The following is an 11614-nucleotide window of genomic DNA, read 5'->3' as shown; positions in this document are numbered from 1 at the left end:
TTTTAGGGAAAAAGAAAAATGGCTGGTATCACTGATTTAACTGAGCTTCTGATGAATTTACAACCAGAATTAAGCCTTACGCGTTATATTTTTTGTTGCACAGAAAATACTAATCTAGATGCTATTGCTTCTATGTCACCATTAGCGACATTTTGTGAAGAAGAAGGAATGACATTCATTTTAAGTTATGAAAGTGCAGTCCAGCATAATATTGAAATCAATAATGTGTATCGCTGTATTACATTAAAAGTACATTCCAGTTTGGAAGCTGTTGGTTTAACGGCTACTGTAGCATCAGAGCTTGCGAAGCATGGAATTAGCGCCAATGTGATGGCAGGGTTTTATCATGATCATATTTTCGTCAATGAAAATCATGCCGAGCAAGCTATGCTAGCGTTAACTGAATTATCGCAACGCTAGCATAGAAAAGATTTATTTAGAGTACTGGCGACATCCCATAGCTTTGACTATTAAGTAGCAGTAAACCAAGTCCGATGAGCAATAAGCCCCCAAATAGCTTAAATACTAATGGGGCAAATGAATGCTGGTGATCAGAGTACGCAAGATATTTTGTTACCAGCTTTTTACCCGAAAGTGTCATTGTAGCGATCGTTGAAGTCGTCAGCGCCGTTCCCACAGCCATCAGTAAAGCGCTCACTACACCTAACCAGTACATATCAACCATATTGGCAAAAAGTAGTGCTAATATCGCACCTGTACATGGACGAATACCAATACTGGCGATAATTGCAATATATTCACGCATATTGGTTGCTTGATTAATACTATCAGCATCAGCAAAGTGTTTATGCCCACAACCACAATCACTGCTATGGCTATGGCTATGGCTATGGTTATGGTTATGATGAGTATGGTCATGTTTATGGGTTTTCTGTTTGTATAATTGCCAGCTTTGTTTTAAAGCTCGGTAAGCAACAATTACACCCAGTAATAACATGGCCACGAAGCTAAGTGTGATGAATCGGTCTGCTGCGCTATTAATTTCACGCATCGATGAATTAAAAAACACCAGTAGAACGGTAACTAGCACTATAGCCACTAAGGCTTGTAAAAAAGCAGAGATAACCGTCATGATTAAGCTTGCTTTTACTTTAGCTGGGTTTGTTGCTAGATAGGTCGTTACAATCATTTTGCCGTGTCCAGGGCCTAATGAATGAAATACACCATATAAAAAGCTGACGCCAGCCAGCGAATAGATAGCAGCGGGGTTTTCTTTTGCATCATAAAGCAAGTCACTCAATTGACCGTTTATTTCACGTTGCCATTTTATGGTGCTAAGCATTAACGTTGGCCAATTGTGCCAAAGTAAATAACCGACAATAATTAAAAAAGTGGCTACAAGGGTTGCGCCTAACCAATAGTTTCCTTTGTTCGTATGAGTATGTTGCTCGGAATGATGGTGCTCCATGGAAATCCTTTAATAAGAGTTAGTCGGCTGATTGGCAATGCAGTTTTACTGTTTGAGTAAATAGTTGACCAAGTGCATTATCGGGATCGGCATCAGGTGGTAATGATTGGGCATAAAGCATTTGCTCTGGACTTGGGTTAGGCTCAACGAGGTCAAAAGTACAGACTTTGCTTAACTCTGGCGATAAGATGATGTCGTTTTTTGCTTTCCAAGACATATCAACATAGTAACTTGGTTCAAAAATAAGTAGTCGTAATGAATCTTTGGTTAGTGGCTGAGGTTTAGACAGTGGAAGTTCAAATGTGAGTGTCGCTTTAGCGCGATCTTTTGTTAATACTCCATCGGTAGCAATTTTATATTTGATTGGTTCTTGGTCATTATAAAAGTAAGTAAAATAATGCTCATTCATCATATTTTTCATTACAGAATCACCAACACGAGCAAGTGTTTCTGTTTTGCTTTCCGGCGACATATCTTCACCGTCCAGCATATATGCTGTTGTCATAGCATCAAAAGTCCATACCATTTTAAATCCTGTGATTTGTTTTTTATCACCTTGGATATAGGTTTTCATATCAATCCATGAGTGTGGATGTGCTTGGCTAGCGGTTGAAAACAAGGTTAAAGACGAAAGTAATATTGCAGGAAAAGAAATCCAACGCATAGAAAATGCAATCTCCATATTTACAAGCTTGGCACTATGTTTAAGCATCAAAGAAGACTAAAGTAATGTTATATTATAACAGTGCCCTTTGTTTGCACAAAGTGAATTCAGTGCAAATAATCTTGAGGATATATGGTAATTAAGACTAGGGTTTTAATTCTGCGAGTAAAAATGCAGAAGTGGCAATAATGATACCAGCAAAGATGGCGAGTGGTTGGTTATGGTCAAAGCCTGCAATCAGCGTTAACACTATGCCCAATGCGATATATAGCTTCTGTCTGATGATCATTTAGCACATCCAATACGATGTATTTCTTTATTAATAACACGCATCGCGGTAGGTGTGTTAACGACATGTCAAATCTTAGTTGTTAGAAGATACGTAGTTTAATTAACTGATTGATAAATGTTTTATATCGTTTAGAGTTTGAAGTTGTATAGTTCTTCAATATAAATATGTGCAGTAAGATAATCTATAAACTGGTATTTAGCCTGTAGATAGTACTAATTTTGAACTATGTGATACAGGTAAGGCTAAACTTGGTATTAGTGACCGTTTTGATGAAATAAAAAACGCCATTTCAAATTATTCATCGCTTTGCCGCTATTTGCTGATTTTCAAGGTATAATAAGCAAAGAAGACGTAAATAATAGAGTAGAAGAAACTAAGTATGAAATTAAAGCTATTTGTGGCTGGATGTATGTTGTTACTGAGTTCATCGACATGGGCTGAAAAAGCAGATACACAGCTCCCTATCCATTTGGCAGCAATTACACAAGATGTTGATGTTATCAATAATATCACAACCTTAACTGGAAAGGTTGATATCACACAGGGTGGCGTTCAGATTAAAGCGGACAAGGCCGTGATAAAGCTGGACAGCAAAACAAAAGCACTAAAGAGTGTGGAAGTTTATGGTAAACCCGCTTACTTTCATCGTGTAATGGAAGATGGAAAGGTGGTGGATGGAGAGTCGCTTTACGGCATTTATACACCAACAAATAACATGATGGTGTTAAAAGATAAGGCTAAAATAACTCAAAATGGCAGTACGATCCAAGCGGCTGAAATAAGCTATAACTTGGCTTCTCAGGTGATGCAAGCAAAAGGCTCTAAGTCACGCCAAGTGAATACTGTTTTACTGCCTGAAAATTTAAATAACCGATGAGCAAAATAAGCAGAAGTCTTTATTGCTTTTGTTTATATTTGGTCAGATTGACATAGATTTTGCACGTTGTTCAAAAACTGATCAATGATCTTATAGAAATATTAATAAAATAGATAAAGAAGGTCGCTGCAGTGGAATTAGTACAAGTTAATGCTTCAAACATAACCATTTATTTAAACTTAACTCAGGCATATGAAGCTGAGTTTTCACCACTGACGAAAAAAGTGCCTGATAATGATGGTAAATTTGCGCTTGATACGCCAATAGAAGGTAATGTACTTGGCTTTCTTTTATATTTTGATGGTGTGCCAGCGGGATTAGCAGCGATTGCTGACCATGGTAACAGTCATTATGAGGTATGTGATTTCTATGTTGTGCCTGTCTTTCGTAAAAATAAAGCAGGTCAACGTTTCGCACATAGCTTGTTTTCAATGATGCCAGGTGAATGGGAAAGTAAGCAAATTGAAGGCGCAGTTCATGCGATTGCTTTTTGGCGTCGTGCTATCGGTGCGTACACAAATGAACAGTATGTTGAAGATATTTATCACGATAGCTACTGGGGTGATGTTACTCGCCAGCGTTTTACTATTTCGGTTTAGTGATTACAAAAATAATAAAGGGAGCTAATGCTCCCTTTTTTCAAATTGTTAGCGTATTACAATATAAACTTATAATGCCGTCATTAAGATTTTACGACTTATCTCTGGCGTAATATCGTGATGTTCACTTAATGCGATCATGCCATGTTTTTTAAGGCTTTCGATAAGAACATCGATATCTTTTTCTCCTAAATCAACGTCAGTAAGTGTTGTTGGTACACCCATTTGTTTGAAAAAGGCGATGGTTTTTTCAATCGCAGCGTCAATACGTTGATCTGCTGTACCTGTTGTTAAACCAAAGATACGCTCAGCATATTGCAATAATTTTGCTTCTTTTTCTTTACGACGTACTTTCATAACAGCAGGTAATACAATGCTTAGCGTACGAGCATGATCAATACCGTAATTACCTGTTAATTCATGGCCAATCATATGTGTTGTCCAATCTGATGGAACGCCAACACCAATTAAACCATTGAGTGCTTGAGTGGCAGACCACATAATATTGGCTCGAACGGCAAGATCATCGGGTGTGGCTAATGCTTTTGGCCCTTCTTCAACTAAGGTATGCAGTAAACCTTCAGCAAAACGATCTTGGACTTTTGCATTCACCGGATAAGTTAAGTACTGCTCCATTGTATGAACAAAGGCATCAACAACCCCGTTTGCTACTTGGCGAGAAGATAAACTCAATGTTGTTTGTGGATCTAAAATAGCAAATGCAGGTTTTACGAGTGGCGAGCCAAAGAATAACTTGTCTTTACCACGCGAAACTACAGAACCACCATTACTTTCAGAACCCGTTGCAGGCAAGGTTAATACACAACCAAGAGGAACAACCTTAGTGACAGGCTCTTGCTTAAGTAAAATGTTCCAAGGATCTTCTCCCTGATAACAGGCAGCAGCGGCAACAAATTTAGTACCATCGACAACTGAACCACCACCTACCGCTAATAGATAATCATAACTTTCTGTTTTAACAAGCTCGACAGCCTTCATCAGTGTGTCATATTGTGGATTAGGCTCAACGCCTGAGAATTCTCCCCAGTTAAATCCGTCCAACGCTGCTGTTACTTGGTCATAAACACCATTTGATTTGATAGAACCGCCACCGTAAATAACCAATACTTTTTTATCTTTAGGAATAGCTTGGCTAATTGCCGCGATTTGACCTTGACCAAAATGAATACTTGTAGGGTTTTGGTAGGTAAACTTATCCATTGTAGGCTCCGTTATATCGTTGTGATATTGATATTCTAATTATTGTGTTGAGATCTCTAGTGTAGAAGCGAACGTAGGATAAACTAAATACATAATTCTCTTTATTTCTTGCCTATTTCTATTTTAGCCACCTTGCTTGATATGTTAGTTATAAGGTAAACAGGTGTAGAATGGCAAAACAATGACTGTTATGTCGATCGTTAATGAACAGGTTTGATGGATTTACAATGAGAGCTGAGCTTAAAAGAGAGCTAGCTATAGTTGCTAGTCAATTATGTGAATATTACAAAATATCAGACCAAACTAATCGGGTGCATACGTTGCTAACTGGTGTGCGATTATTTCGCATTGATCGTTACCATAAGCTGACGCCACAAATGTATGAACAAGGAATAGTTGTTATTTTTCAGGGAAGTAAAATAGGGCATTTAAATCAACATCAGTTTGGTTATGACGTTGAACAATGTCTTATTGTGTCGACATCTTATCCTATAACATGTGAAACATTTGCCTCTCAGCAAGAACCATTAATGGGGATCAATATTGATATTGATATTAATGTGATCAGCCAGTTAGTTTCTGATATGGAATTAGAATCTAAAAATTGGGGAGAGTTAGACACACGCTGTGGTGTTTCCCCTGCACCAATGACTGAGTCAATGTATCTTTGTATGTTGGAGTTGCTTAATGTTTTGCATAATCCTCTTGATGCTAAGGTACTTGGCCCCTCGATTCTCCGCCAGTTTTTCTATTACTTATTGCAAAGTGAGAAAGGCTATTTATTGGCACACTACTGCGAGCAAGACAGTTCTTTAGCTAAAATTTCGGCCGTGATCGGCCATGTGCAAAAGAATTTTGCGCAAAAATTACATGTTAATGAACTAGCTGCAATGGCTGGGATGAGCGTCTCAGTTTTTCACAAAGTTTTTAAACAAGTTGTCACGGATCCTCCTTTACAGTACATCAAAAAAATTCGGCTGAATCATGCTAAAAACTATATTTTACAAGAAGGTCTTTCAGCCAGCCTTGCGTCTCAACGAGTAGGATATGAAAGTGCTGCTCAATTTAGCCGAGAATTTAAGCGATATTTTGGTGTACCACCTAGCCGTATTGATGAAATTTCAGATTATTCACGAAAATAATCTATAGATATCAATAAATATTTAACTAAAGTTGATTGTGTAATTTCAGGTATAATCGTTATTCTTTTTAGGGATGTAACTTGTTGTTTGTATACATAGTGCGGAACTTTAGAAGCGGTTAGTTGTCACATCGTCGTCGTGGAACGAAATATTATTAAAACAGGAAAATCATGCCTGAGTCTCAACCTAAAATTCTGATCCTATTTGCCCATCCTTCGCCAAATCGTTCAGAGATCAATGTACCCTTATTTAATGCATCTAAAACTATAGCCAATGTAACGTGCGTTGACTTATATGCCGAATATCCAACCTATCGTATTGATATAGATAAAGAACAACAGCGCCTTCGTGAACATGACGTTGTTGTGTTTATGTTTCCACTCTATTGGTATTCCACCCCATCGTTATTAAAAGAATGGCAAGATTTAGTGCTTGAGTACGGGTTTGCATATGGCAGTGAAGGGAATGAACTGGTTGGTAAAAAATTTGTTTGTGCTTTGACAGCCGGAGGCCCTGAATCAAGTTATCGTAAAGAAGGTTTTAACCATTATACCATTCGTGAGTTATTACAACCTCTAGAGCAAATGGCAGAGCTAACGGGTATGGATTTTCTAGCGCCATTTGCACTTTTTGGTGCGGGCATGGCGAATGAAGAAAACCGTATTGAACAGCACATTAAAGATTGGAAACGTGTTCTGATTGCGATTCAAGATAATAAATTCAACTATGAGGTTGCGAGTAAATTATCAAAAATGAATCACAGCCTAGAATTAGTCATTAAATAGAAGAGACGACTATGACTGGATATTTTTTGCAGGCTTTCATCTATTTGGTGGCCGCCGTTATTGCTGTTCCGCTTGCTAAGCGATTAGGGCTAGGTTCAGTACTGGGTTATTTAATCGCAGGTGTGGTTATTGGCCCCGTTATTGGTTTAGTTGGTAGCGAAACCACGACGATTCAGCATTTTGCTGAGTTTGGTGTCGTTATGATGCTGTTTGTTGTCGGTTTAGAACTTGAGCCTAAAATGTTGTGGGGTATGCGTCATCGCTTATTAGGCTTAGGTGGTCTACAAGTGGTTGTTACCGCTTTAACCGTGATGGGTATTGCACATTTATTTGATATTGCTTGGTCTTACGCCCTTGCTATTGGTCTTATCTTTTCACTTTCTTCTACTGCGATTGTACTGCAAACATTCAGTGAAAAAGGGCTAAGTAAAACAGAAGGTGGAAAAAGCGCATTTTCAGTATTGCTGTTTCAAGATATTGCCGTCATCCCAATGTTAGCTTTGATCCCTTTACTGGCAGTACCTGAATTAGTGGCAAAGTCACAAGCCGTTGTGACAAAAGCTGCTGAACATCATGATGATCTTAGCCTAGTAGCGAGTCTTCCCGGTTGGGCTTATGCGATTGTAATTATTTTAGCGATCGCTGGTGTTGTAGTTGGTGGTCATTATTTAAGCCGTCCGTTATTCCGTTTTGTTGCTTCATCGGGCTTGCGTGAAATTTTTACCGCAACAGCATTGATGTTAGTTATTGGTATTGCTGCCTTAATGAGTCTAATTGGTTTATCACCAGCACTCGGTACTTTCCTTGCTGGCGTGGTACTTGCCAATAGTGAATTTAGACATGAACTTGAATCTAATATCGAGCCTTTCAAAGGGTTACTATTAGGGCTTTTCTTTATTACTGTTGGTGCGGGTATTGATTTCAACGTACTGTTTGATCAATTTGGCACAGTAATTGGCTTAACCATTGGTGCGATGTTGGTTAAGTTTATTGTTCTGTTGGTACTTTCTTTTATTTTCAAGGTAAAAGGCAGCGACCGTTGGCTCTTTGCGTTAAGTTTGGCGCAAGCGGGTGAATTTGGTTTTGTATTATTAAGCTATACCGTACAAAACAACGTTCTACCTGAGTCAATGAGCCAAACACTCTCACTGGTGGTTGCGCTATCTATGTTTTTAACACCAGGTCTATTTATTTTATATGATCGTGTGATTTTACCTCGTTTCTGCGAGGCTAAAAACGAGCGTGAAGCTGATGAAATAGATGAGCAAGGGAAAGTCATCATTGCGGGTATTGGCCGTTTTGGTCAGATTGTAAACCGACTATTGGCATCTAATGGGGTGCAAACAGTCGTGCTTGACCACTCTGTAACGCAAATTGACAACATGCGCCAAATTAATATTAAGAGTTTCTTTGGTGATGCGACGCGACATGATTTGCTTCATACCGCAGGTATTGAAGATGCAAAACTGTTTATTGTTGCCATTGATGATAAAGAACGAGCCACAGAGCTTGTTCATTATATTAAGCAAACATATCCTCAAGTACGGGTATTAGCACGTGCTTATGATCGAGGTCATCATTATTCGTTACGTTGCGCTGGTGCTGATTACGTGATCAGTGAAACATACCGCTCTGCACTAGCCTTGGGCACAGAAGCGCTGAAAAATTTAGGGGTGCATCCATTCAGAGCTGAGCAGCAAAAGGCTACATTTGTTGAAACTGAAGCCCGAAGTAAAGAGAAGCTTTATCAAACATGGTTAGAAAGTACAGAAGAAGATCGTTTTAATACCTCTTATGTGGAATTGTTTAACCAATTAGAGTCAACATTAAGTGATGTAATGAAACAAGAGCGGACTGACAAGCATACGAAGTCAGAACGTGGTTGGACGCCACCACCTAAAGTGTTTAATGATGAAGTAGAACAAGATTTAGTTGAAAAGCATGATCACTAATAGCTGATGACTATCATTTCTAAGCCATAGAAAAGGAGCTGCAAAGCTCCTTTTTAATTGAGTGAATTATTAATTAGAATATTGAATCAGTGTCGAATTTCTAGATATCACCTTTATTTATTGCGGATAATGGCTAATAAAAAATAATCTTAGAGATAATCCGGTTTCACCAATGTTAGTACTGTTAATAAATCATGAACTTAATGTTAACTTGATCGGATTATTTACATTTCGTTAAGAAAAAAATAATTCCTTTTTGGAATCAAATTAATAGTGAATTATTAATTGTTATGATAATAAATGTATATTTAACTTCTTGGATATCGCTATGTTAGCTATATATTTATCTAATTGTTACATTATAAATGAAAAAGAATATTTTTTACTATCAATTATTCCCTTGGGGTATTTTGCTGGCTATTTGAAGTTTATAAATTGTAATTATTAAAAAACAGAACTACTTTGCTAGAATTAGTTTGAGATTTCTACTTTCTAATAATTATGAAAAATTACTTAATCAAACCATCTATTTTATTTTCAGTACTTTGTTTTTCTAGCTACGGCAATGTTTCATTAGCATCTGAAATTGATGACTTGATGTCGATGGATTTAGATGACCTCACAACGCAAAGTGTGACAGTTACTACGGCTGCAAAGAAAGAGCAATCGTTAAGTGATGTGCCTGCTGCTATTTATGTTATTACCAATGAGCAAATTAAGCGCAGTGGTGTTCGTTCTATAGCTGAAGCCTTAACTTTAGCGCCAGGAGTACAGGTAACTAAAATCAGTGAATTTAATTGGCAAGTATCCTTACGTGGTTTAAACGAGGCATTATTTAACAAATTATTAGTCATGGTTGATGGTCGTAGTGTATTTAGTCCTTTAATGTCAGGGACTTTTTGGCACACTATTGATGCTATTTTAGATGACATTGATCGCATTGAAATATTACGCGGTTCTGCCGGGACAATGTGGGGGGGGAATGCAACTAACGGCGTCATTAATATCATTACTAAAAATAGTAATGAAACGTTGGGACAATTTCTTGAAGTCGCTGTAGGTGAATATAATTATAAAGAAGTTAGTTATCGTAACGGTTTTCAAATTAATGATGTGACAACAGCAAGATTATCAATGAAAGGTGTTCAATCTGACTATTACACTTTCAATGATGATGAATGGAATAGTTATGATATTTCATTTCGTACGGATTATGTTGAAGATGATCGATTTTTAACATTTCAGTTAGGCGGTTATCATACCAAGTCTGAACATTCTGATTGGTATCGTTATGAAATTTTAGAGACCCCCTTTTACCCTAATGATCCAATGAGTGCTGTCGTTGGCTATAAAGTAGGGCTAGAAGATTATTCTCGTGGTTTTTATACTAATTTAAACCTAGGTAAAACGGTTGATGATACGCAGTATGAAGCAACATTGTGGGTTGATAGTAACTCAAGAACAGAACCCTCCGCGAATGGTGAATACGATACATTTAATACAGATGTGTTAGCAATCAAGCAAATAAATCAAAATAATGAGCTGACATTAGGCTTAGGTGCGCGTTATACCAAAATAAAAGTTCCTGAGAAAAAAGCAGACTTTTACCTTGGTATGGAGCCATATCGTCGTACTAGTTCGAAGCAAATAGAACGCGAGCAAATTTATAATGTTTTCTCGCAATTAGAAACTCGGCTAACAGATAAGTTCACCTCTAGCATAGGAGGAAAAGTTGAACATTTCACTCGAAATAATACGACTGAGATTCAGCCTCAAGCGAGATTGTTGTATCGCGCTTCTGATGATCATCAATTCTGGGCGGGCGTTGGTCGAGCTGTTGTAACACCTTCCTCGGTTGATTCGACGACTGATTTATATCGATTAGGATTTGTAGTTGCACCCTTGCCTAATTGTGATGTTTCACAGCAAAATTGTTATGCCCAATATCCTATGCTTGCGTTGACGGCGGGTAATTCTGATATGGATAATGAATCGGTTGTTACATGGGATGCAGGATATAGAGGGAAACTCTCAGATACATTATCGTTCGATACAACGATTTTCCTAAGTCACTATGAAAATTTGCGGATGCTTGATAATGGGTCATGGTATTGTCGCTACGGTGAATGTGTTGATGGTTCGACACAACCTGGTCAATTAGCCGTTCACGAGTTTAAATTAGTTGATGCTATTGATGCACAAAGTTACGGTGCTGAATTGTCACTGTTTTGGCAGCCAGCAAATGATATAAATATCAATACATCATACAGTTATATTGATACTCAGGCTGAATGCAGTACAGAATATATGACATGTAATAGCTATGATAATGGCGGTTACAAAGTTTTGTATAATCTTCAGCCAAAACATTACGTTTCGTTACAAATGATGTGGACGATTAACTCACAATGGCAAATAGATGGCTGGCTAAAACATAAGAGCTCGGTATCATCATCTCTTGATTTTTATCAGCCGCCTGCAATAACGACAATGGATGTGCGTGTTGCGTGGCAATACAATCAAGATTGGCCACTGGTTGAGTTTGTGGTTGATGGTTTAGGTAGTTCAACATATGAAGATTTACCGAATAAAGTACCATTAGAAGAAACAGCGTTTTTACGTTTTTCATGGACAAAATTGTAATGAGGCGGAA

11 protein-coding genes are annotated in these 11614 nt (G+C 37.8%); 7 read left to right on the top strand and 4 right to left on the bottom strand.

The features are described from left to right. Positions 1-18: 18 nt before the first annotated feature. Positions 19-420, top strand: a complete 402-nt coding sequence (locus C9J40_RS06045; protein ID WP_107207531.1) for an ACT domain-containing protein — start codon at positions 19-21, stop codon at positions 418-420. Between the two features lie 16 nt (positions 421-436). Here the strand turns inward: C9J40_RS06045 and C9J40_RS06040 are convergent, their stop codons facing one another. The 3 genes from C9J40_RS06040 to C9J40_RS22115 all read right to left on the bottom strand — a co-directional run bounded on the left by C9J40_RS06040 (position 437) and on the right by C9J40_RS22115 (position 2382). Continuing rightward, positions 437-1429, bottom strand: a complete 993-nt coding sequence (locus C9J40_RS06040; protein ID WP_107246156.1) for a nickel/cobalt transporter — start codon at positions 1427-1429, stop codon at positions 437-439. Between the two features lie 19 nt (positions 1430-1448). Beyond that, positions 1449-2093: a DUF1007 family protein gene (locus tag C9J40_RS06035; RefSeq protein ID WP_233217767.1), complete on the bottom strand. Its 645-nt coding sequence runs from the start codon at positions 2091-2093 to the stop codon at positions 1449-1451. A 145-nt stretch (positions 2094-2238) separates the two neighbouring features. Then, positions 2239-2382: a hypothetical protein gene (locus C9J40_RS22115; protein ID WP_199187177.1), complete on the bottom strand. Its 144-nt coding sequence runs from the start codon at positions 2380-2382 to the stop codon at positions 2239-2241. 382 nt (positions 2383-2764) lie between these two features. On the opposite strand from C9J40_RS22115, the gene lptA reads away from it, so the two are divergent. Together lptA and C9J40_RS06025 are read left to right on the top strand one after the other, a co-directional pair. Further along, positions 2765-3262: a lipopolysaccharide transport periplasmic protein LptA gene (gene lptA / locus C9J40_RS06030; RefSeq protein WP_107207533.1), complete on the top strand. Its 498-nt coding sequence runs from the start codon at positions 2765-2767 to the stop codon at positions 3260-3262. A 131-nt stretch (positions 3263-3393) separates the two neighbouring features. Then, positions 3394-3861 carry a GNAT family N-acetyltransferase gene (locus tag C9J40_RS06025; protein ID WP_107207534.1) on the top strand — a complete coding sequence of 156 codons (468 nt, stop codon included), beginning with the start codon at positions 3394-3396 and terminating at the stop codon, positions 3859-3861. Positions 3862-3930: 69 nt separating this feature from the next. Here C9J40_RS06025 and C9J40_RS06020 read toward each other — a convergent pair whose 3' ends face one another. Then, a complete protein-coding gene (locus tag C9J40_RS06020; protein WP_107246155.1) occupies positions 3931-5082 on the bottom strand; it encodes an iron-containing alcohol dehydrogenase in 1152 nt (383 codons plus the stop codon). 227 nt (positions 5083-5309) lie between these two features. On the opposite strand from C9J40_RS06020, the gene C9J40_RS06015 reads away from it, so the two are divergent. The 4 genes from C9J40_RS06015 to C9J40_RS06000 all read left to right on the top strand — a co-directional run bounded on the left by C9J40_RS06015 (position 5310) and on the right by C9J40_RS06000 (position 11604). Next, positions 5310-6224: an AraC family transcriptional regulator gene (locus tag C9J40_RS06015; protein WP_107246153.1), complete on the top strand. Its 915-nt coding sequence runs from the start codon at positions 5310-5312 to the stop codon at positions 6222-6224. A gap of 170 nt (positions 6225-6394) precedes the next feature. Continuing rightward, positions 6395-7009 carry an NAD(P)H-dependent oxidoreductase gene (locus tag C9J40_RS06010; RefSeq protein ID WP_107207537.1) on the top strand — a complete coding sequence of 205 codons (615 nt, stop codon included), beginning with the start codon at positions 6395-6397 and terminating at the stop codon, positions 7007-7009. An 11-nt stretch (positions 7010-7020) separates the two neighbouring features. Beyond that, complete coding sequence (locus tag C9J40_RS06005; protein WP_107207538.1) at positions 7021-8961, top strand: monovalent cation:proton antiporter-2 (CPA2) family protein; 1941 nt, start codon at positions 7021-7023, stop codon at positions 8959-8961. A 501-nt stretch (positions 8962-9462) separates the two neighbouring features. Next, complete coding sequence (locus C9J40_RS06000; protein ID WP_233217765.1) at positions 9463-11604, top strand: TonB-dependent siderophore receptor; 2142 nt, start codon at positions 9463-9465, stop codon at positions 11602-11604. The last annotated feature ends 10 nt before the right edge of the window (positions 11605-11614 follow it).

This window comes from Photobacterium sp. GB-72, from assembly GCF_003026095.1.
GTDB lineage: Bacteria > Pseudomonadota > Gammaproteobacteria > Enterobacterales > Vibrionaceae > Photobacterium.
This window is presented reverse-complemented; position numbering and strand designations above follow the sequence as displayed.